Annotated in this window: 20 protein-coding genes and 2 pseudogenes; 11 read left to right on the top strand and 11 right to left on the bottom strand. The window is 43.1% G+C overall.

What is annotated here, in order from left to right; genetic code table 11:
* Window positions 1–347 precede the first annotated feature (347 nt).
* The 5 genes from EQO05_RS02150 to EQO05_RS02135 all read left to right on the top strand — a co-directional run bounded on the left by EQO05_RS02150 (window position 348) and on the right by EQO05_RS02135 (window position 3315).
* Window positions 348–842 (top strand): universal stress protein, encoded by a 495-nt coding sequence (locus tag EQO05_RS02150; protein ID WP_128503341.1) that lies wholly within the window; start codon window positions 348–350, stop codon window positions 840–842.
* 95 nt (window positions 843–937) lie between these two features.
* Window positions 938–1081, top strand: a complete 144-nt coding sequence (locus tag EQO05_RS15360) for a universal stress protein (protein WP_164888441.1) — start codon at window positions 938–940, stop codon at window positions 1079–1081.
* 170 nt (window positions 1082–1251) lie between these two features.
* The gene (locus tag EQO05_RS02145; RefSeq protein WP_128503339.1) at window positions 1252–1794 is read left to right on the top strand and encodes a universal stress protein; all 543 of its coding nucleotides are present in this window, start codon (window positions 1252–1254) and stop codon (window positions 1792–1794) included.
* 177 nt (window positions 1795–1971) lie between these two features.
* Complete coding sequence (locus tag EQO05_RS02140; RefSeq protein WP_128503337.1) at window positions 1972–2469, top strand: ferritin; 498 nt, start codon at window positions 1972–1974, stop codon at window positions 2467–2469.
* A gap of 102 nt (window positions 2470–2571) precedes the next feature.
* On the top strand, window positions 2572–3315 hold the full coding sequence (locus EQO05_RS02135) for a hypothetical protein (protein WP_128503335.1): 744 nt from the start codon (window positions 2572–2574) through the stop codon (window positions 3313–3315).
* Window positions 3316–3360: 45 nt separating this feature from the next.
* Here EQO05_RS02135 and EQO05_RS02130 read toward each other — a convergent pair whose 3' ends face one another.
* The 11 genes and pseudogenes from EQO05_RS02130 to EQO05_RS02080 all read right to left on the bottom strand — a co-directional run bounded on the left by EQO05_RS02130 (window position 3361) and on the right by EQO05_RS02080 (window position 14388).
* Window positions 3361–4266, bottom strand: coding sequence for a DUF1638 domain-containing protein (locus EQO05_RS02130; protein ID WP_128503333.1), 906 nt, complete (start codon window positions 4264–4266; stop codon window positions 3361–3363).
* A gap of 52 nt (window positions 4267–4318) precedes the next feature.
* The gene (locus tag EQO05_RS02125) at window positions 4319–5116 is read right to left on the bottom strand and encodes a DUF1638 domain-containing protein (protein ID WP_128503331.1); all 798 of its coding nucleotides are present in this window, start codon (window positions 5114–5116) and stop codon (window positions 4319–4321) included.
* Window positions 5117–5233: 117 nt separating this feature from the next.
* Window positions 5234–5812 (bottom strand): TetR/AcrR family transcriptional regulator, encoded by a 579-nt coding sequence (locus tag EQO05_RS02120; RefSeq protein ID WP_128503329.1) that lies wholly within the window; start codon window positions 5810–5812, stop codon window positions 5234–5236.
* Window positions 5813–5925: 113 nt separating this feature from the next.
* Window positions 5926–6060: pseudogene (locus EQO05_RS16190) on the bottom strand (DUF3786 domain-containing protein); the annotation flags it as partial.
* Between the two features lie 173 nt (window positions 6061–6233).
* Window positions 6234–6449, bottom strand: coding sequence for a hypothetical protein (locus EQO05_RS02110; RefSeq protein ID WP_128503327.1), 216 nt, complete (start codon window positions 6447–6449; stop codon window positions 6234–6236).
* A 21-nt stretch (window positions 6450–6470) separates the two neighbouring features.
* Window positions 6471–7250, bottom strand: coding sequence for a 3-methylornithyl-N6-L-lysine dehydrogenase PylD (gene pylD / locus EQO05_RS02105; RefSeq protein WP_305035932.1), 780 nt, complete (start codon window positions 7248–7250; stop codon window positions 6471–6473).
* A gap of 76 nt (window positions 7251–7326) precedes the next feature.
* Complete coding sequence (gene pylC / locus EQO05_RS02100; protein ID WP_205793660.1) at window positions 7327–8418, bottom strand: 3-methylornithine--L-lysine ligase PylC; 1092 nt, start codon at window positions 8416–8418, stop codon at window positions 7327–7329.
* 1 nt (window position 8419) lies between these two features.
* On the bottom strand, window positions 8420–9472 hold the full coding sequence (gene pylB, locus EQO05_RS02095; RefSeq protein ID WP_128503321.1) for a methylornithine synthase PylB: 1053 nt from the start codon (window positions 9470–9472) through the stop codon (window positions 8420–8422).
* Window positions 9473–9767: 295 nt separating this feature from the next.
* On the bottom strand, window positions 9768–10997 hold the full coding sequence (gene pylS, locus EQO05_RS02090; RefSeq protein ID WP_128503320.1) for a pyrrolysine--tRNA(Pyl) ligase: 1230 nt from the start codon (window positions 10995–10997) through the stop codon (window positions 9768–9770).
* Between the two features lie 752 nt (window positions 10998–11749).
* On the bottom strand, window positions 11750–13375 hold the full coding sequence (locus tag EQO05_RS02085) for a methylamine methyltransferase corrinoid protein reductive activase (protein ID WP_128503318.1): 1626 nt from the start codon (window positions 13373–13375) through the stop codon (window positions 11750–11752).
* Between the two features lie 260 nt (window positions 13376–13635).
* Window positions 13636–14388 (bottom strand): class I SAM-dependent methyltransferase, encoded by a 753-nt coding sequence (locus tag EQO05_RS02080; RefSeq protein WP_240664282.1) that lies wholly within the window; start codon window positions 14386–14388, stop codon window positions 13636–13638.
* A 333-nt stretch (window positions 14389–14721) separates the two neighbouring features.
* On the opposite strand from EQO05_RS02080, the gene mtbA reads away from it, so the two are divergent.
* The 6 genes and pseudogenes from mtbA (at window position 14722) to EQO05_RS02050 (ending at window position 20911) form a co-directional block, all read left to right on the top strand.
* The gene (gene mtbA, locus EQO05_RS02075) at window positions 14722–15741 is read left to right on the top strand and encodes a methylcobamide:CoM methyltransferase MtbA (RefSeq protein WP_128503316.1); all 1020 of its coding nucleotides are present in this window, start codon (window positions 14722–14724) and stop codon (window positions 15739–15741) included.
* A gap of 914 nt (window positions 15742–16655) precedes the next feature.
* A complete protein-coding gene (locus tag EQO05_RS02070) occupies window positions 16656–17309 on the top strand; it encodes a methyltransferase cognate corrinoid protein (protein WP_128503314.1) in 654 nt (217 codons plus the stop codon).
* A 19-nt stretch (window positions 17310–17328) separates the two neighbouring features.
* Window positions 17329–18705, top strand: a pseudogene (locus tag EQO05_RS02065) (monomethylamine:corrinoid methyltransferase).
* A gap of 294 nt (window positions 18706–18999) precedes the next feature.
* On the top strand, window positions 19000–20403 hold the full coding sequence (locus EQO05_RS02060; protein WP_128503312.1) for an APC family permease: 1404 nt from the start codon (window positions 19000–19002) through the stop codon (window positions 20401–20403).
* Window positions 20390–20659: a monomethylamine permease gene (locus tag EQO05_RS02055; protein WP_128503310.1), complete on the top strand. Its 270-nt coding sequence runs from the start codon at window positions 20390–20392 to the stop codon at window positions 20657–20659. Before EQO05_RS02060 ends, EQO05_RS02055 begins: the two co-directional genes overlap by 14 nt.
* Window positions 20660–20674: 15 nt before the next feature.
* Window positions 20675–20911 carry an efflux RND transporter permease subunit gene (locus EQO05_RS02050; protein ID WP_128503309.1) on the top strand — a complete coding sequence of 79 codons (237 nt, stop codon included), beginning with the start codon at window positions 20675–20677 and terminating at the stop codon, window positions 20909–20911.
* The last annotated feature ends 59 nt before the right edge of the window (window positions 20912–20970 follow it).

Raw genomic sequence — 20970 nt, 5'->3', positions numbered from 1 at the left:
CATTTTCAGATTTTTTCAAAGTTTTACAATGTAAAGTTTGATTCCCGGTTTTCTCAAAATCTGCCCTCCAAAAAATAAATTATATTTCAAAGTGTATGTTTTTTACCTTCAGGAACACCTTTTACTTTCCCCGGGAAACAATTGGATGAAAATTATTAATATGAACACATCAATATTCAGATAAGGAGTAAAATGATGTGGTCAGAGCATAGAGCGCAATCCTGAAGAAATCTAACTGCGACCTTTGGCTCTGAAGTTACTGGAAAAGCACAAGCCTGTAAAAAGATGAAAATCCGGAATACGGGAACACGATACAGGGATAGCAAACAAAAATATGAGGGGTAATTATGGAAGGAAATATTGATGTCATATCTAGACCGCGAAGACAGATACTGATCGCTACAGACGGCTCAGAGACCGCAAACGAAGCCGCAGATTTCGCAATGGAAATGATTGGGTGCAGTGGGGCAAAAGTATATGCCGTGTATGTAATTGATACAACTCCCTATCGCTCAGTTTCGCTGGATAAGATATGGTCAAAAGAGACACTTGACGAATTTGAGAGAGCGGGGCATGAAGCGACCTCTTATATAGAGAAAATCGCAAAAGATGCAGGGGTAGAGGCTGAATCCAGGATCCTGAGGGGGCACCCGGCAGAAAAAATTGTGACTTTTGCAGAAGACAATAATATTGATATGATTATAGTGGGGTCGCTTGGAAAAGGCGGATACGAGAAAGTCGTACTTGGGAGCGTATCCGAAAAAGTCGTAAGGCATGCAAAGGTTCCGGTGCTGGTTGTCCGGGAAAGGCACAAAAGCGATAAAAAACTGATACAGGCATAATTCTGTTATAGGCATAAACGGCTCCCTGAAAGAATAAATAAGACAAGCTGGTTCTGTATAGAAAAATCTACTCAGAATCAGCCATTAAATTAAGAATGAGCTTAAAATGGGGAAGTGGGGAGGAGAGAGGTTCTTACAAAAAGATCCTTATCGCTACTGACGGCTCGGAAAGCAGTACACACGCAATAAATGCCGGGATGGAGATTGCAAGGCTAAGCGAGGGAAATCGATGCCGATAGTTTCCTTCCTGAAAGCGTATCTGAAAAAGTAGTCAGGAATGCAAAGGTTCCGATGCTTGTTGCGCATGGGAAGTAACACTGAAAAGCACGGAAATATGGAATATGTACATTAGTTGACAATTAAGACTTTTATTGGCTTAAAATTTAATTACGAATATTGGGGGGTAGGTATGGAGGAGAGTAGTGAACTTAAATCTAAACCGCAAAGACGAATTCTTATCGCTACTGACGGCTCAAAAGCCTGTGAAAACGTAGCAGATCTCGGGGTAGAGATTGCGAAGTGGAATGGGGCAAAAATATATGCTTTATACGTCATCGATATAACTTTTTTTGATTCAATTCTGATGGATGAATCGTGGGTAAAAAATGCCTACGAGCAGTTTGAGAAAGTTGGTCGTGCAGCGATATGCTGCATAGAAGAAAGTGCAGGAGCTGCAGGAATAGAAGCTGCACCCGTATTGCTTAAAGGAAATCCGGCTGAAAAAATCCTGGATTTTGCGGAAAATCAGAAAGTTGACATGATCGTTGTGGGCTCTACTGGAAAAAGCGGAATTGGACGCTTTATGCTTGGGAGCGTATCCGAGAAAGTCGTGAGGAACTCAAAAATCCCTGTACTTGTCGTACGTGAAAAGATTAAACCTGAGAGGTTTGTCACTTGTGGTCAAGAGAGCGAAAGAGCCTCAGCCACTGTCATGCATGAAGAGATGCAGTGAAAAGCACAGTTTAGCATCAAGAAGGCTGGACCGGGAGGGCACTCTATGAAACGAAAACCTTACAGAAAAATTCTGCTCGCAGTTGACCAAAAAGATAGATTCTGCATCAAACATATTCTGAAAGGGGAATCGTAGAATATATCTGCCAGCATGCGAATTTAAGAATGGGGGAAACTAATGCTGAAGGAAAAGATGCAAGAAGCACTGAATGAACAGATCAATAAAGAAATGTATTCGTCCTATCTGTACCTTGCTATGTCGGCATACAGTTCGTCGGCAGGGCTTCCGGGTTTTGCTCACTGGTTTAGAGTACAGGCAGAGGAAGAAAATATGCACGCAATGAGGCTTTTTGATTACATAAACGATCAGGATGGAAGGGTGAAACTGAAGGAAATTAAAGAGCCGCCTATGGATTTCGGGACAGCTGTGGAAATGTTTCAGCAGACCCTGGAGCATGAACAGTTCATCACCCGCTCGATTAATGAACTGGTAGAGCTTGCTAACGCTGAGAAGGATGACACTACAGCTTCTTTTCTGCAGTGGTACGTTGAAGAGCAGGAGGAAGAGGAAGAAAATGATAAAGAAATTATTGCCAAACTGAGAGGCGTCGATAAAAACGAATATGTAATTCCTTCAGTTGATCAGGAACTGGCAAAAAGACCTTCTCTGAGATAATCTATAGTAGAAAGGGTGAAACAAAACAAATCCCGAGTTTTGGAAAAACAGTTACAGAAGAGGATAACACTTTCAGTAAGGTGTTCGGTCAGGTTTTAATATATGGAATCTGAAAAGCACAGTGAAATGTTAAACGACCTGGAACTTGATATTGTGAAAAAAAGTTTTGAATGGCTCTCTGCACAGCAAATTAGGTCAGTAAAGGAACTTTCAAGTACTTTATCCGCACATGCCCTCTGGGCGCTCCCGAACCCTTATATAACCCGCCTGATCGTTGAACAGGAAAATGATGGTTCCTGGAACTTTTCAATAAGGGATACCGCAAGGGCCTGTTCAGCCCTTTCAACGGAAGGAATTGTATTCATGTCCGCAGCAAAATGGCTGCTTGCCGAAAAAAGCAAAAATTCCTGGAACAGGGATGTTTACGATACAGCCTATGCCCTTGGGGCTCTTGCAGATACTGGAACTCAGGACAAAAGCGGATGTAACTGGCTATATGAACATTACTGCCCTGCCTGGGAACAGGTAGGCACTACATCCCTCATCATTACTGCTCTCAAAAAACAGGATAACCTGGCAAAAACCAGAACCTTTGAACCCTTTATCCGGGAAAAAGCTGAATGGATCCTTTCAAAGAGAGATACTGATGGAGGCTGGGAACACATTTCCACAAGCAACCTGGCGATTCAAGCCCTGCTTCTTGCAGGCTTTAAAGAAAAACTTGAAGCCTCAATCCACTGGCTCCTGAACAATGTCCACGAAAGCGGTGCCTGGGGAAATAAAAACGATGACATAAACGCCACCGCATTGACTCTAAGCACTCTTGGTCTCTACAAGAAGATTTGAGAAGAGAAGAACTTATCTTCTTTATCTTTTTCCCTTCTTTTATTTTCAGCATATCCACTCAATATTCTTTAATCTGATACTGCTTTTTTTGCAGATATCGCTTTTGGCACTTATATAGGACTTACTTGCTATTTTCATACTGCCTTCCATTTCAGCAATACTCATATTAAAAGTTCGAGCGTAATTTAAGACGTTTCTATCGAATTCACTTTCTATAGAAATTTTATTACCGATTTTGACAACCTTTCGGTAATGCTTTTTCAAGAAGTTTTCATTGAAGTTAGAAGTGCCGTTAGATTCCTTTCTCATTTGTTTCCAGCTGGAGGCCCACATAGGAGTCAGGTATATCATACCCGTACCATTCCCACTCTGCATAACTTCAGCATAATTATCGTTGCCCCCAAGAGCTACACTGATACAATCATCTACAATCTCTCCTTTTTCATCTTTGAGAAAATAAAGAGAGCAGGGGAGATCTTTAAAGTCTTCTTTCGTGTTCCTCAGAGAGTGCCCACAATTTCCATAGAAAATAAGAATGCCATCTGAAAAAGCTGCCATTTTCTTAATATGCTGGTAGATCTCAGACCTTAAGAGTTCACGATCTGCATGTAGACCAAGCTTCAGAGTGTCTACAACGACAATAGGCTTTTCTTTGTTCTTTTCTTTACTCTTTCCTCTGATATTATGAGGTATTTTCTTAAAAAACGGAAATTTTAATAAAAGTTTCGAAATATTCAAAGGTATAGAGTTATTTGCCTCTTTTAAAAAAATAGGTACCTTGTCCAAAGGAAAAAATCTGAGATGGCAATTTTTGGATTTAAGCTTTCGAACAAACCTGAAACTCTGCCTGTTTTCAACTACAATCAGTTGATTTAAGTCACGGTCTTCTGAGAGGACATATGCCAGTTCGTCTTCAAGCATTTCACAGGCAATTATGCTAAGTACAGGCATCCGCTCACCACTCATTTACAAATACAAAATTTTGTCAACACTTTGATTTTTCCTAAAGCTCCATTTTGAGTTCGTGATAACAATCTTTAAAGATTTCTTGATTACCATCATCGAATTCCAAAATTTCGAAACCAAACAAATCTGCAAATTCTCGAATAGAAGCGTCGAAATTTTCAGTGTATTTAAGGCCAGTATTAATCTTAGCAACTCTTTTATAACCAATCATTTCGTGAGTCTTCTTCATTAATTTCAATGCTTTGGCGGGGTCTTTATTTAGCCTATTCATGTCAAATAGTTCCTTCCAGCCCTTGCTATACATGGGAGTAAAGAGGTATGTTCCGGCATCACTAACACTTTTAAGTATCCTTAGATAGTTCTTGACTCCTCCCACAGTAGCCCCTATGCAGTCATCGACAATCCTGTGATCTTTGTCTTTAAGAATCCGAACCGGACATGAGATTGAACTACGTTGAAAATCTTTTTCAACATCTCCAAGTACATTCCCACATAAACCGTAGAAGAGTAAAATTCCCGACGAAAAAGGAGTCAGAGTCTTTATGGTCTCATATACCTTAATTTTCAACTCTTTAGGACTTCTATGAAGGCCCAATTCCATCAAATGGACCAAAACCGTATATTTCTTGCATTCGATTTTAATTTCTGGAAGTGAAGAAATATCTTCCAGAGAGAGCACTTTATACTGGAGATTTACTTTGTCCAGTTTTTCTACGAATTCCCGGATATTTTCATTATCAACTACAATGATCTCATCAATGGAAGAGTCACTTTCAAGAATCCAGATGATTTCGTCCTGCATTATCTTGCATGAAATAATACTCATGATGGGCATTGAGATATTCTCCTCAGGAATTATGCCAGAAAACCTAATTTTTTTCGAGCAATATATTTTGACTATATTAAGACAAGATACTTACTTACATACAAGTAGGTAATGGTTAGGAAAAAATTAATCCTTCCACCCAAGATCGGATTTAATGAGAGAAATGGATCTAACGAGTCTTTTCCGTCCCTTGATACTGGATAATTGTCTGGCACCCATTAAGGCTTCAACTACTAATTCTGCACGTGCTTCTACAGAACCAGAGAAATTAAACTCCCCTTGTTCCAGACCTATTTTAAGAACTCTGGAAATCCAGGTTAGAATGTCATCCAGCAACAAAAGGTTTTGTTTTTTAACCTTTTCAGGAAGTTCTTCAAAATCGAGAATTACCGAACCTGGAGGACAGATACATTTGCCTTCATCGAACTCTTTCAATGCGTAATCGAAGTAGGACTGAAGCTGATCACGAGCTGATCCCCCGGATTCCACTATTTGAGCAGTATTTGCAGCTAAACTCTTTCTGCTGTCCTCGAGCAATGCTGCAACCAGATCTTCTTTTTTGGGATAGTAGTTATGAATTGCTGCATTCTTTATTCCCAGTTTTTGAGAAATATCTTTGTAGCTAAATCCATTATAGCCCCTACATTGCAAAAAATTCCTTGCATAGTGAAGTATTTTTTGATTAGTCTGGTTTATATCTTTCATAACAACACTTGTATTCTTTAATGAGTTAATTGATATTGCTCACTCATATAAACTTAGTTTTTTGATTTATTAAATGAGAAACATCTTACATTTCATATTATATATTCACAGTATTACACCCATCCGGTTATATCTCCTGGTTTAGCTGTCATAATCATCGCTCTTGCAAGGTATCCCTCTAAAAAAGCCAAACATTCAAACTCCAGAAAGCGTGAAGCATTTTTATCAAACAGAATCTGAACTTCATAAGGAAATTCATCGCTCCATCATAATAAACGATTTAGAGGAGGATCTTAGGCAATGCTTTCAGAAGCCATGAATAACCGCCCAGTTGAAGTGACAGACCAAGCCGTTGTGATGAAACCATTGACCCGAAACCGTTGACCCGAAACCGTTGACCCGAAACCGTTGCGCCGGTTTATCACGCCGTTGCCTGGGGATTTTCGCTCAAGCCTTTTTTGAAAAGGCTTGCGTTGAAACCGTTGCGCCGGTTTATCACGCTCCGGTTAAGCCGGTTTAGATAAAGCATGCGTTTTTGATCAAACTTTTTTTGAAAAAGTTTGCGCTCAAGCCTTTTTTGAAGAGGCTTGCGGTCAAGGATTTTTTGAAAAGGCTTGCAGTTAAACGCTTTACTCAAAAAGTTTACGAGGCTCGGGTTTTATAGCACAGAGTACAGCATTGATGCCGTTCCTATTCCCAGGGGTTCCATTATGAGTTCCACATTGTACTTCTCTTGAAGCTCCTCGGAGATTGCGCAGGGAATTCCGGGGGTGGAAAGTACGCAATTTTTCGAGATTACGGCTTCAGGAACTGTATTTGCACAGGGGGTCGCCTCGAAAATAATGGAAAACTTTTTTGGGTTTTCAAGGTTGAAAGGGGCAATTCCGAGACTTGAGACCGCCTTCTTGAGGAGTACGCTATCAGCATCATACCCGTAAACCTTGAAACCTTTATTCATAAGGTGCGCTGCTCCCGGAAAACCTACCTTCCCCAGCCCCACAACAAGTACCTCCTTTGAATCGGCTTTCAGGTGCCTGGAGGCGATTTCAGCATAGATGACGCCTGTGCATGGCTGGTTGTTGGCTATTTTTCCATTTTTAAGGTTATGCGCAAGAAAGGTGTGGTCGTCTGCCATAAGGATGATTTCAGCTCCATTCCTTACAGCCTCGTAATAGCCGCTGACATCCGGCATATCCGTGACAAAACTATCAAATCCGAAATATTTTGTAATCGCATGCAGAGAAGCCGAGAAGTTTCCTATTATCCCGTTTCCCGAGGTTATAGGCACAATACCGACTTTCTCGGAGTTCCGGGGGACGCCGTAGAGGGCTTTGCAAACACCTTTTATGTCAAGTCCTGTTACTTTCCGTACATTAGAATCAGCTTTCTGAAGTTGCATATTAATATTTATCAAATCATCCTGGGTTAAAAGTGCCATTTTTGTCTCCATTTCCTGCTTCTGGAAAATCCTGATTTCCCTAACTCTTTACTTAACCTTCCTCTTCTCTATTCCTTCACACCGCAGCTCCGAAACGGTCTTTGAGAATCGAGAGCCCTTTGCATTTTTTTGCCTCAGCTTCTTCCCTATCCTTACCCCAGAAAATCAGGGTGAATACCGGGTTTTCTGCTTTGCAAAGTAAAATCTCAATTCCGGGTTCTTCATGGAATTTCCCATATTCGCTGCCCATGGAAAGTACCTGTTCTCCTGCAGGAACGAGGATTCCGTTTTCTCCGAGAATGCGATGCTCATAAATGCAATATTTATCTTCAGGAAGAGCTTCGTTTTCTTCGATGCCACCAGTGAAGGCCCTGAAAAGAAGTTCTATCAGGTTGATTCCGGAAGAATAGTAAACGGCTGTTGGGGTCTGGCTCGGAAAACGGGCATCGATTTCGATCACCCTGAGCCCTTTTGGACCGGAGATTGCTTCTACGTCCATAATTCCCCTCAAGGGAAGATTTGCTGCGAGAGCATGGGAGATCTGCCTGAAGGAAGGATCAGCAGGAAGTGGAGTTACCATATGGCAGTCGTAAGTTTCGTCTATATGGATTAGAGTTTCTTTTACCACTGCAAAATTACTTCCATCCCCGATTACCTCGAGAGAAACGACTTCGCCCTCAACGTATTCTTCAACCAGCATGCCAGGTTCAAGGGCTTCAAGTTCATCTTTATTATAAACTATCCTGGCTCCTACACTGCTGCTTTCGCAGGGAGGTTTTACAAAATAAGGCGGTTCTGAGGGGTTATCCCGGGGAGTCGGAATTCCTATGGACTTAAAGTAGTCTTTTGAACTTTTCTTATCCCTGCTGATCTGATAAGCTTCAAAATCAAAAAGTACCGGGCAGGAGAATTTCTCCTTAATTGAATTCAGAAATTCGATACAGGCGAGGTTTTCATTTACAGGAAGTAAAGCGTCAATACTCTTTGAGAGTTCCAGAAGTTTGTCAGGCTCCTTTATTACGTCAAAACAGTGGAATTCATCCACATAATTTCGGATCAGAGCCTGCGGGTTCTTATCTATCAGAACTACCTTCATTCCGGCTTTTTTAGACAGGTACGCAGCTTCGAAGCCCTGGAGTTTCCCGCCCACAAGGCAGATCGTTTTCATGCTAGCACCCCAGGACTGCTTCAAATTCAGCCTGCCTTGCAGGTTCCATACCCATAGTTTCGAGCCTGCGAACTACGCTATTTATATCCCGATCCCGTTCTTCAAGATCGCGGTCGTAGTTTGCAACACCTTCCAGTCTGGAATCCGGAGGAAGAATTGAAGTAACAATGTTTGCCCCTGCATTTAAGCGGTGAACCATGCCGTCAATGCCTTCCAGGTCAAGGGAGGCAGGGATAAGGCGTTTCGGAAACAGTAACCTGAGAACCGATATAATTTTCAGCTCCGAGAGATTTGATTTGTCCCTGAAACCCTCAAGCGGAGTTCCTTCCTGGGGCAGGAAGGTCATAACCCGGACCATATCAGGATCGTTCGTGCTCATTCCTCTTAAGGAAAGGATGGTAGATTCGATATCGTTTCCAACGCCTGTGAGTATGCCGTCTTCTACACAGTATCCCTGTTCCTTCGCAAAAAGGCGTGCATTGACACGTCCATTGAATGACTGCCCAACCCGGAGTTTCTGATAGAGTTCAGTATCATAGGTTTCCTGGTAAAGAGCCAGGAAGTTTGCTCCTTTCTCCCTGGCTTTGAGAAGAGTGGTATTATCCATTAAGCCTGGAGAAATCATTATAGGAAGCCCCAGCTCCTCTTTTACTATATGGACAAGCTCAACGAACCGGTCAGGGTCTTCATGGTAATAGGGATCTTCTCCCATGGTCAGGTCAATCATATGGAAACCTGCGCCTTTCAGGGATTTGCAGGTTTCTTTTATTTCATCTATGGTCAAACGATACCTATTGATCTCGTTTCTACAGTTATAGTAGCAAAAAGAGCATTGATTTTTACAGTAAGTGGAGAAATAGATGAAACAATTAAGGAATACTCTGTTGCCAAAATAATGATCTCTTACTCTTCGCGCTGCGGAATAGAGTCTTTCCAGGTCTTCTTCGGATTCAAGGGAAAGAAGAGCCCTCAGGTCCTCATCCGACAACTGATAACCTTCAATGATTCTTTCTCCTAGCCTGCCAAATTCGTCAAGTGCCATTTTTTGGATCAAAATTTCACCCTCTCATAAATTTCCTGATATTTATTCCGGCTTTATTGAGACCGAATTGCCATTTCAATCTCGTTACTTAGCCTTTTTTGACATTTCGAGTTTTTACCATCCAGATTTGCCATTTAATATTGCCATTGAAATTGCTATTCTAGATTTCATTCTACTTTTTGCCATTCAATACTGCTATTCTATTTTGCGGTTCAATATTGCCATTCTTTTTGCCATTCAAATGTTGCCGTTCTAATATCTCAATCTGTTTTTAGCCGCTCAAGGTTACCTTAGCGAATTTTCCAGCTTACAGGCTGGTCGAAATCCCGTTATAATAAGATTCGGATCTTGCTGCTCTTTTAATATTTTTAAAGCCATGCATGACCTTGAGCAGGCGCTCAAGCCCGAAACCTGCGCCTATCCAGGGCTTATCAATGCCCCATTCGCGGTCCAGAGGGATTGGGCCGACAACCGCCGATGAGAGCTCCAGATTCCCATGCATTACGTCCAGGGTATCCCCATAAACCATACAGGAATCTCCTACGATTTCGAAATCGATTTCCAGGTATTCCAGAAACTCCCTTATCAGGGCTTCAAGATTTTCCCGAGTACAGCCCGAGCCCATCTGACAGAAATTCAGCATGGTGAATTCCTCCAGGTGCTCTTTGCCGTCAGATTCTTTTCGATAACAGGGCCCGATCTCAAAAATCTTTACAGGATCAGGCAAAACCTTATCAAGCTTCCTCAGATAGTTGTAAAGGTTTGGGGCAAGCATTGGCCTCAAGCAGAGGTTCTTGTCTACCCGAAACACCTGCTTTGAAAGCTCACTATCGCTGTCAATGCCCATTCTCTCGACATATTCTGCCGGGATAAGGATAGGCGACTTGACTTCCAGAAATCCCCTGTCCACGAAAAATTTCGTAATATCGCGTTCGAGTTTTCCCAGATAATTTTCCCTCTCATCGGAATAGATCCGCTGCAAGTCACTTTTTCTTCTTACCAGTAGTTCGGATTCAAGTTCCCTGAAAGACTTTGCCGCATTCAGAGAAATTTGATCTTCCGGACTTGAGAGAGTCTCAACCCTATCAAGCTGGCTTCGCGTAAGTGCAGAAGCAGACGAATTTGAAACTGGTTTCACAGGCGCGGATGCACTCGTCGATGCCTGTACCGAAGCAGGATTCTCCAGAGGTTTGGGAGCCCTTGAGACTGATTTCGGCAGGGCTTTTCTGGTTTTCGTAGCAGGAACCACCTTAACTTTCACACTGGTTTTACTCTCAGTTGATTTTGTGAGGAAATTGGTAATATCCTCGTCCGAAACCTTACAATGCTTGCAGGTTTTCCTGTACTTGTGATGCCTGAAGGCTCTGGCTGTTCGACAACTCTTCGAATTATTAACAACAAGTCGGTCTCCACACGCCATTTCAATGTATATTTTTCTCTTTGAGACCTCATGATGTCTGATTTTATGGAGCGTGCCAGTTCTGGACATCCAGAGCCCGGTAGCAGATATTAGAACATCTAATGGTTTTTTATCCATAGTGTCACCCCTGGTGAATTAAAAGCCCGGATGATCTCCAAGAAACAGTATTTCAGAATCCCGGCTTATTGAATATAAGCAAGGAGTCAGGAATTTGCTGACAGCTACCCGGAAAATAAAAGCGATCCCAAGTAATAGAAACAATTTATAAGTGCTGGAAGAAATCTCCAGATTTTATAAAACATTTCAATGGAATGTTATGAATGCCATTCCGGGATTCAGAAATATGGCGGAAACCCCGGGAATCTAACCCGGCTGAACGGATTTAGAGTCCATTCGATCTACATGATCAGGTTTCCTCCTAGACAAAATAGGTTTAACAAAGCGTTTTGCTTCCTGTATATTTATGTTTATTAGTTATATAAAATAATGTTGTTTGATATATATGTTTATTGGTCAAAACTTTAAGAAAAAACATACTCTTATTTATAATTGTTGAACCTGAGTTCCGTCCCAGGAGGATGGGCCCTTTCCACTTCGCTCAAGAGAGCTTATTTATGAGAAAGACTCAGCGGCATGGTCACAAGCCTTTTCAAAAAATCCTTGACCGCAAACCTTTTCAAAAAAGGCTTGAGCGAAAACCCTCTCTTGTGGGTGATAAACCGGCGCAAACTTTTTTAAAAAGGTTTAATCAAAAACTAATGCTTTATCTAAACCGACAAAGCGGCGTGATTAGCGTAAAATTGTGCTTTGCTTTCATGCACGCAGGGTGGAGAAAACAAAAATTGGTGGGAATTAATTTCCACCAGGGGTTATTTTGCTGTAATTTTCAGTTTCGTTATGTCAATAGCATTTTCGGGACAGATAGCAATACATCGGCGGCAGCTTGTACCGAGGCATTTCTGGCTGTCGTATTTTGCGATCCTTTGGCCATCTATTTCTACGATTTCCAAGGCTTTTTCAGGGCATTCTTTTACGCATTTTTTACAATAAATGCATTTTTCCACAAGGACTTCAAGGATTATGCCTATTTCTTTGAGGATGGAAAGCCCACCTGGTCCTACCTGTTCGATATCTTTGCGAACCCGCTTTTCGATGCTAGCATGCTCAAGAGTCTTAGGGAGGGAAGGCAGGCCGTAGAGCTCAAGCATCTGGTTGTACATCTCAAGGGGCATTCCCATGGTCCAGTAGGAAAGCTCACAGAGGTAAAAATTGTTGAAGGTATCGCTGGTCGCCATCATGAGATGATCGGCAGTAATTTTCCTTGCGATCCTCACTACATCATCCAGCCTTGATTTATCCATCACAAGTTCACGGGCAAGCGCAAGCGACGTATTCCCGAACTGGACGATTCTTTTTGCAAATCCCGGCACAGCGCCGAGCCTGCGGGCGTCTTCAGCATCTACATAAGCTCCAGAGGCTCCTGACATATATGCATACTCCAGATCCTCATACTTAATCCCGGATTCGATGATAAGGGTCATATGGGCAGCCCGGATTGCACCGATAGCTTTTCCGGCTTCTTCTACATCCTTCTCAGTGATCTCAATTCCTGGGCCGAGAATCAACTTTCCGTTAGGGAGGTTTGGAGGTTTTTCGATGAGCCCGCTTTTAAGTGCAAGGGCAAAGGCCGAGATAACGCCTGTGCCGGTGATTCCTGCTGCCTCGTAACCATAGGACTCTTTTATCTCCCCTGTGACCGGGTGAATGAGGTAAGCGTTTTGTTTTTCCATTTCCCTATCAAGTACCATAATTCGCCAGTGCTGCCCTTCAGCAGGCTTTACATCGCAAATCGCGCCCGGGCTTGCAAGCATGCCTGAACTTATGCCCTGACCCTCAATTGCAGGTCCTGCTGCCGCACTTGCCGTGATAATCCTGTCCCCGATCTTCAGAGCCATTTCGGCATTTGTACCATAGTCCGTTACAAGTGAAGGTTCGGGCTGGGTAAGGAAGTCGGTTTCAAGCATCATAGCCAGGGCGTCAGCTCCGATCTCATGTTTGATTGCAGGGGGCACAATAACTTCACAGTTGGGCAGATCTTTTTCCCCGAAGATCTCGGAGGCAGGAAAGACACGGGCATCCCTTTTTACATTCTGGACCCCAAGCATTCTCTGCTTGTTTTCTCCTGCATAAGCCAGATCCCTTATTTCGATATTCTGGAAAAGGGATAATTGAATAGGGTTTCCACAGACTGCCAGCCGTTTCACCCCGGAAAGATCAATATCGAACCGCAGGAACATCCTCCTGATGGTTTCAAGAATTACTGCATGAGCTACGTCCTCGCCTGTTGTAATTGCAAAATCCAGATGGTCCATAACATTTCCCCCAGGGAGGGGGTGTCCCATAGTTATGACCGTCTTTAAGGTTTCTTTCGTTTCAAGATTGATAAGCTGGGCTCTAAAACCACTGGTGCCCAGATCAAGTGCTATTCCATACATTTTTCAGTTCCTCCGGGAAAGTATGACGTTTTGAGGCGTCCGGCAGCCTGGACTGCCCCATAAAAGGCTGGGATATGACAATTTTAATTTTGCTGTAATCTAATTCAACAGCAATAGGGAAAAGAATGTAATAATTTTAGAACTTATGAATTATATAAACTATTACTAATCGTTGCTAGAAGATACTGATAACTGGTTATCAAACAACTGACAAATATCAGACTACTGTTATTTGCCAAAACTGCTATTTGCCGAACATATCATTTTCTGCAAAGATAACCTGCCATAAACCCATCATAATTAACAGATTCAATGTAAAACCCAGCACTTTTAAGAAGGCCCTCCATAATCCAATCCAGCGTTGAAAATTCTTCTCTTATGTGGGTTTCTGTTTCTTCGGCGAGCTCATTCCCTGCAGTTTCCCTGAGGTTAGTTATAATTTTATTAAAATAACTGTCATAATCCCGGATCTGTGAAGGAAACACAACATCAAGCAAATAGAATTTCCCACCTTCTCTCAACATTCCATAGACTCTTCTTAATGCTATCAGCTTCCAGTAGTCTGGGAGATGGTGTAAAGCTAGCTGAGTAATAATCACGTCAAAAGGTTCGGTGCAGTGTTCATATGTTAAAAAGCCGGCCGTATAAAACTGTATACTTTTTTTGTTCTGGCTTTCAGCTTTCATCTTTGCAAACTCTACCATAGTTTTTGAAACATCAATAGCTACAATCTTTTTACAGTGTTCTGAAAGCTTGAGTGCCAGCTCTCCTGTTCCTGTCCCAATTTCAAGAATTCGATCCGTATTCTTGATTCCGAGAAGCTCTCGAAGATTGTTAGCTTCATTTTCAGTATCTCTTAATGCCTGCATACGTAGATCATAAGCCTGTGCTTCTTCGAGATCTGTATAATCCACCCCTATCTGTTTGAATTCATCATAATACCATTGCGGATACTGGCTCATATAGGTCCCTTTCTTTAGTCTGTCAGCCGATAATACTGGCTTTCCTGCCATCAGGCATTCCACTGCCTGCTTTATCAAAGACAAAAAGTAATAAAACTGATTCTCTTTTGCGTTCCTTAGTTTCCAGGCAACAATCGGTTTCAGCTCTAGACAATTGATAAAAACATCGTAAAATAGGAAATCACAAGCTATTTTAAGTTTATTGTCCGGCAGGTGAAAATAAAACAAATTTACTTGTCTTGAGAAAATTTTCAGCTTATCCCGGCTATTTAATTAACAGCTTTTTATAATGTATTCTTTAATTAAAAAATAAAAATACATATTTATTTATAGTATGGATTTTTGAATTTAGTTCTGTCTATATAACTTAGAGAGGGATTATAGATGACACAATATACCCCAAAAGAAAGATTATACCGTGCATTAAGGAAACAACAGGTGGACCGGATGCCAGCTGTCTGTTTCACTCAGACTGCAACTGTTGAACAGATGGAAGCTTGCGGAGCCTACTGGCCAGAAGCCCATGCCGACGCAGAGAAAATGGCAACTCTTGCGGAAGCAGCGCACACTGTAGTAGGTTTTGAAGCTGTCAGAGTTCCCTTTGACATAACGGCTGAAGCCGAACTTTTTGGCTGCGGAATCAAGGCTGGCGACCTGAAACAGCAGCCGTCAGTGATCAAGCACAGCGTTAAAAACATGGAAGATCTGGAGAAGATAAGGAATTACAACCTGAAAGAAGGTAGAATCGGTTTAATCCTGGAAGCGATTAAGATTCTTTCCGACAAATATGGAAAAGAGCTCCCTGTGATAGGGTCCATGATAGGGCCTTTCTCGCTAGCCCAGCACATTAACGGAGATGCCTGGTTCGGAAATATATTCACAGGAGAGGAAATTGTCCCCGCGCTTCTGGATTTCTGCGCAGACTTCAATGTGGCATATGCAAAAGCAATGGTTGAGAACGGGGCAGATACCATAGCCATTATTGACCCAACCGCAAGCTATGAGCTGATCGGCGGGGAATTCTATGAGAAATATGCCCTTCCTTACCAGAAGAAAATTGTTGACGCAATGAAAGAACTCGATGTAGCTACTGTCCTTCATATCTGCGGAAACACAACCAACGGCCTCGGAATCATGGATAAAACCGGAGTTAACGCCATCAGTGTCGACCAGAGAGTAGACATCAAGACCGCAACAGGGAATGTGGAAAATGCCATCATTGTCGGAAACCTTGACCCTGTAGCCGTGCTCTGGAACGGGACTCCTGAGGATGTCGCAGAAGCTTCAAAGAAGGTACTCGACGCAGGTGTCGGGATACTCACAGTTGGTTGCGGAATTGTCAGTATGACTCCTACAGCCAACCTTCAGAAAATGGTTGAGTGCGCAAAAAGCCACACGTACTGAAAATACTATTGAACATATCCAGATACTGAGAGTATTCGTATACTGGCAGTGTACTGGATTAAAAGAGACATATCGCCGGCCTCAAAGCCGGTCTAATTTTTTTAGCAATTTTTCAGAAAGTTGCTTCGTGTCCGGCTTGTTCTCACTCGTCCAATCCTGCATTTTCCGGAGAAATCCGATATCCTGCCCACATCAAGTCTGCTACTTAAAGATTTACTCTTAGAAAGATTTGCAGCACCTGAATTTCAAAGCCGGAGTCTACATATATTGAAGTAAATCGCAGTAATTAAAAATTCTAGTATTTATACTTTTTGCTTTCATGCCCTGATCTGAGACTTCGAGGAAAGGAATAGGGAAAAAACCTCAGTTCTTGAAGTATAAATTTCCGAAATATCTTATTCAGAGCTTTTTACAGTTATATATTGTCAATAAATATAGTATCTGTTTATATACTAGAATTTCAATCTTTACTTAGGAATTGAGTCTGGACATTCAGGGCAATTCCAGCAGTCCCATCAGGTATACTGTTGGGAAATTTGGGATATGAGTCTAATTCGACTGGGAAACAGATTTGCAGTTCAGCAAATAAATTCCCCCGTAACAATGTCAGGAGAGTAGAAGTTATTCACAAAAAATCCGAGCCTTATCGGATAAAATGGCAAATGGCAGTGGATAATTTCAGCTAAAGACAATTCTAAAATTCGTGAAGGTGTTTCCCCGCGCCTAATGGCTGAAAAATATAAGGCAGCAGGGATCTGACCATAAATTGAGAACCCCATGCAAATGCTCTTTTTAGTTAGCGGAGCTTGGGTCTGTACTCAAGTATAAAGCCTTTACGAGAAGAGTTGTCTGAAGACATTGTACAACCCAAAGCTACTGCGCAAAACAGCGAATCTCAGTGGAGGTTTACAAAAATGGCAGACCAAGAGATGTTTGATAAGTTACGCGACGCAATCGTAAATCAGAACGTCGCAGGCGTTGCACAATTAACCCAGGAAGCCCTTGATGCAGGAATTCCAGCTATTGATATTATTACAAAGGGTCTTTCTGTTGGAATGAAGATTATCGGTGACAAGTTCGAAGCAGCCGAGGTTTTTCTGCCCCAGATTATGATGTCTGGAAAAGCTATGAGCAATGCGATGGAAATCCTTACCCCTGAACTTGAAAAGAACAAGCAGGAAGGAGATGAAGTAGGACTTGCAATCACTTTCGTTGCAGAAGGAGATATCCACGACATCGGACACAGACTTGTTAGCACCATGCTCGGAGCAAACGGCTTTAAAATCCTCGACCTTGGAGTTGACGTCCTTAATGAAGCCGTTGTAGAAGAGGCTGCAAAGCACAAAGGGCAGAAAATTATTCTTGTTGGCTCAGCCCTTATGACCACCTCCATGCTCGGCCAGAAAGACCTGATGGACATGCTCAGGGAAGAAAACCTCAGGGACAGCGTAAAGTGCATGTTCGGAGGAGCGCCTGTATCCAAGAAATGGATTGACGAGATTGGTGCAGACGCTACTGCAGAGAACGCTGCCGAGGCGGCAAAAGTAGCACTTGAAGTAATGAAATAATCCTGGGAGGCAAAAGAATATGACATTTAGAAAATCATTTGACTGCTTTGACTTTTATGACAGGGCGAAAGTAGGCGAGAAGTGTACCCAGGATGATTGGGATCTTATGAGGATTCCGATGAAGGCAATGGAACTCAAGCAGAAGTATGGGCTTGACTTCAAGGGAGAGTTTGTCCCAACAGACAAGGACATGATGGAAAAACTCTTCCACGCAGGCTTTGACATGCTGCTTGAATGCGGTATCTACTGTACCGACACAAAAAGAGTCGTAAAATACACCGAAGACGAAATCTGGGATGCAATTAACAATGTGCAGAAGGAATTCGTGCTAGGTACAGGCAGGGATTCCGTAAATGTAAAAAAGAGAAATGTTGCGGACAAGAGAAAACCCATAATCCAGGGAGGTCCTACAGGTTCTCCGATTTCAGAAGACGTATTTATGCCTGTTCATATGAGCTATGCCCTGGAAAGGGAAGTCGACACAATTGTAGATGGTGTCATGACTTCTGTCCGCGGCAAATCTCCTATCCCTGGCAGCCCCTATGAAGTCCTTGCCGCAAAGACAGAGACCCGACTGATTAAGCAGGCATGCGCAATCGCAGGCCGCCCAGGTATGGGCATATAGGGCCCAGAGACTTCCCTGTCCGCTCAGGGAAATATCGCATCTGACTGCTATGGCGGCCAGGTTTCCTCAGACAGCCACGAAGTCTCGCAACTCAACGAACTCAAGATCGACCTGGATGCAATCGCCGTTATTGCCCACTACAAAGGAAACAGCGACATCATCATGGACGAACAGATGCCAATCTTCGGTGGATATGCAGGCGGCATTGAAGAAACCACAATAGTCGACATTGCAACCCACATCAACGCCGTTCTCATGAGCAGCGCAAGCTGGCACCTTGATGGTCCTGTTCACATACGCTGGGGCTCAACCAACACAAGGGAAACCCTGACGATTGCAGGCTGGGCATGTGCAACAATTTCTGAGTTTACGGATATCCTTTCAGGCAACCAGTACTACCCCTGTGCAGGTCCGTGCACAGAAATGTGCCTGCTTGAGGCCTCAGCCCAGTCCATAACTGACACGGCATCAGGCAGGGAAATCCTCTCAGGTGTAGCCGCCGCAAAGGGTGTCGTGACCGACAAGACCACAGGTATGGAAGCCAGAATGATGGGTGAAGTGGCAAGGGCAACTTCAGGCATGGAAATCTCAGAGGTTAACAAGATTCTTGACGCTCTTGTGCCGCTTTATGAGAAGAACTACGCAACTGCACCCGCAGGAAAGACCTTCCAGGAATGCTACGACGTAAAGACTGTAACCCCAACTGAAGAATACGTGCAGGTTTACGACGGAGCAAGAAAGAAGCTCGAAGAGCTCGGACTTGTATTCTGAGCCGAAAATTCAAATCTGAAGTCTTACTGACTATACTGAAGGTCAGCGAGTATCTCGCTGACTAATTTTTTTTAAAAACTCGGGCGAAACTATTATAAGGACCAATTACGATTCATATAGAATTTTTTTCCATGTATAGTGGAACGAATATAATTATTTATAATATATAAAAGGGGATATCAAAATGGATTTGTGGACTATTATAAACGGACTTATATATCTCCTGGCTTTCGCATTGATGGGCTGGGTCTTACTGGATGCCAGTAAGGTTTCAAAAGGAAGGGGCTGAGCGGGATGTCTGAACATGAATCTACCAGCTTAGTAAAGACTCTGCGACCTTTCCATATATGGGCTCTCGGAGTCGGTATTGTGCTGGTCGGAGAATACATGGGCTGGAACTTTACGGTTGCAAAGGGAGGTATTCTGGGTTCCATGCTTGCCATGCTGGTTGCAGGAACCATGTATGTTGCGATTTCCCTATGCGCAAGTGAACTCGGATCATCAACAAAACTTGCAGGAGGACCTTACGACTGGGCAAGATTATTTATCGGACCCGGAGCGGCTGCCAGTGTGGGACTTGCAGTGTATATGGAATATATAGCCCTTGAAGCGGCAGATGCTATTGTCGTCGCATTTATTGCACAGAGCATCTTTCCGGAGCTACAGGTTTTTCCTGTGACGCTGCTTGTCATAGCACTTCTGACCTTCATTAACTACCGGGGTGTAGTTGCAGCCCTGACACTGAATTTTTTCCTGACCATGATTGCTTTTATTGCAATAGTGGCTTTCTTCTTTGCAACTGCCTTTGGAACCGTTAATATCCATCCTGAATATCTATTCCAGGGTGCTCTTCCAAATGGAATGATAGGTCTCTTTGCAGCCTTGCAGTTTGGACCCTGGTTCTACCTCGGGATAGAAGGAGCGGCAATGTGCGCTGAAGAGTGCAAGCATCCCTCAAGAGCGGTGCCTCTTGGACAGCAGGCAGGTATGATCACCCTGCTGATTGGAGCAGCAATGACTCTCTACCTCTGTGCAGTGCTGATTCCTACAGACCTTCTGGGAGTTTCCGTGTATCCGCTTTTTGAAGCGGCTCAGAACAGCGAAGTGTTTATATTTATTGCTCTGCTTGGACTTGGGACATTTCTAACCTGCGTTGCCAGTGCAAACGGTTGCGTGTGTGACTCCTCACGCTCGTGGTTCGCTCTGTCAAGGGATAAGTATGTGTCCTCGTGGTTTTCGGCAGTACATCCAAGATATAACACCCCATACCGGGCTGTAATCTTCACGATGCCTGTAGCGATCGGATTTGCCTTTAGCGGTTTTCTGGATCAGGTTATTACCTTCTCCATTATCTCGGGACTGCTCTGTTACGTATTGATTCCTTTCTCATTAATCCGCTTCAGGAACCTCTTCCCTGAGACCACAAGCAAGGTCAGACCTTTCGTGGGCCCTCTCCAGCCGTATATTGCATACTTTGCAATCGCAATCGCAATAACAATTCTCTCAACGCTGTTCTGGGGCTACAAGTATAACCTGATCTTTGCCTTTGTGTTCTATGGTATCGCGTATTTCTACTTCAGCCACAGGCACAGGAGTTCAAATGCAGAAAATAACTGGGCTGAAATGGGATGGCCCCTGCCCAGAGGTTCGGAGAATGCAAGGATAGGAAAGGAGGCGATGAGTGTTGGAGACGAGTAACCAGGCAATGGAAAGTAAGTATTATAGCAAGCTCAACGGGGATACAGGCTTAATTATAGGTATGCTTCTCCTGCTTGTAGGCGTAGAAGGGTTTGTCCTTTACAAGGTACTTTCAGAAACCTGGGAAATTTCCGGGAACTTCTTCTATCTCTACATAATCTTCGTAGGTCTTGTGATAGGAATTGAAACAGTTGGCTGCCTGAGTGTACGCCAATCGATAAAGAACCATATGTTTGAGTTCAAGTACTATGACTGAGAGGAGGCTGAAGAAATGGCAGAAAAAGGCATTATTACAGAGATCTTTGATATTGTGTTTATTTTCGTGCTTGCCTTCGCCTGTGTGGTTATTCCCACAGTGCTCCAGGGAGCCGTGCTGGTTTCCTGGGAAGAAGGAGGGGCAGGAATAGGCTTTCTCTGGGACCCGGTTGGTTTCTTCAGTTTCTTGCTGGTAATAGTTGCTTTCTTTGTTGTGATTCTCTATCACTCGGTAAAGCACTACAAGTACTGAGAAATAAATTGAAAAACACATTAAAACAAATGCCTGCCTGAAGAGGAAGTTCAGGCAGA

The sequence above is a fragment of the Methanosarcina sp. MSH10X1 genome, from assembly GCF_004099695.1.
In the GTDB taxonomy this organism is placed as follows: Archaea; Halobacteriota; Methanosarcinia; order Methanosarcinales; family Methanosarcinaceae; genus Methanosarcina.
This window is presented reverse-complemented; position numbering and strand designations above follow the sequence as displayed.

Excerpts from the sequence above, each read along its gene's own strand:
- EQO05_RS02070 (WP_128503314.1), top strand. The coding sequence starts at position 16,656 with ATGGCAGACCAAGAGATGTTTGATAAGTTACGCGACGCAATCGTAAAT.
- EQO05_RS02145 (WP_128503339.1), top strand. The coding sequence starts at position 1,252 with ATGGAGGAGAGTAGTGAACTTAAATCTAAACCGCAAAGACGAATTCTT.
- EQO05_RS02050 (WP_128503309.1), top strand. The coding sequence starts at position 20,675 with ATGGCAGAAAAAGGCATTATTACAGAGATCTTTGATATTGTGTTTATT.
- pylS (WP_128503320.1), bottom strand. The coding sequence starts at position 10,997 with ATGGATAAAAAACCATTAGATGTTCTAATATCTGCTACCGGGCTCTGG.
- EQO05_RS02140 (WP_128503337.1), top strand. The coding sequence starts at position 1,972 with ATGCTGAAGGAAAAGATGCAAGAAGCACTGAATGAACAGATCAATAAA.
- EQO05_RS02125 (WP_128503331.1), bottom strand. The coding sequence starts at position 5,116 with ATGCCCATCATGAGTATTATTTCATGCAAGATAATGCAGGACGAAATC.
- EQO05_RS02120 (WP_128503329.1), bottom strand. The coding sequence starts at position 5,812 with ATGAAAGATATAAACCAGACTAATCAAAAAATACTTCACTATGCAAGG.
- pylC (WP_205793660.1), bottom strand. The coding sequence starts at position 8,418 with ATGAAAACGATCTGCCTTGTGGGCGGGAAACTCCAGGGCTTCGAAGCT.
- EQO05_RS02135 (WP_128503335.1), top strand. The coding sequence starts at position 2,572 with ATGGAATCTGAAAAGCACAGTGAAATGTTAAACGACCTGGAACTTGAT.
- EQO05_RS02150 (WP_128503341.1), top strand. The coding sequence starts at position 348 with ATGGAAGGAAATATTGATGTCATATCTAGACCGCGAAGACAGATACTG.
- mtbA (WP_128503316.1), top strand. The coding sequence starts at position 14,722 with ATGACACAATATACCCCAAAAGAAAGATTATACCGTGCATTAAGGAAA.
- EQO05_RS02080 (WP_240664282.1), bottom strand. The coding sequence starts at position 14,388 with ATGGCAGGAAAGCCAGTATTATCGGCTGACAGACTAAAGAAAGGGACC.
- EQO05_RS02085 (WP_128503318.1), bottom strand. The coding sequence starts at position 13,375 with ATGTATGGAATAGCACTTGATCTGGGCACCAGTGGTTTTAGAGCCCAG.
- EQO05_RS02130 (WP_128503333.1), bottom strand. The coding sequence starts at position 4,266 with ATGCCTGTACTTAGCATAATTGCCTGTGAAATGCTTGAAGACGAACTG.
- pylD (WP_305035932.1), bottom strand. The coding sequence starts at position 7,250 with ATGGCACTTTTAACCCAGGATGATTTGATAAATATTAATATGCAACTT.
- EQO05_RS02060 (WP_128503312.1), top strand. The coding sequence starts at position 19,000 with ATGTCTGAACATGAATCTACCAGCTTAGTAAAGACTCTGCGACCTTTC.
- EQO05_RS15360 (WP_164888441.1), top strand. The coding sequence starts at position 938 with ATGAGCTTAAAATGGGGAAGTGGGGAGGAGAGAGGTTCTTACAAAAAG.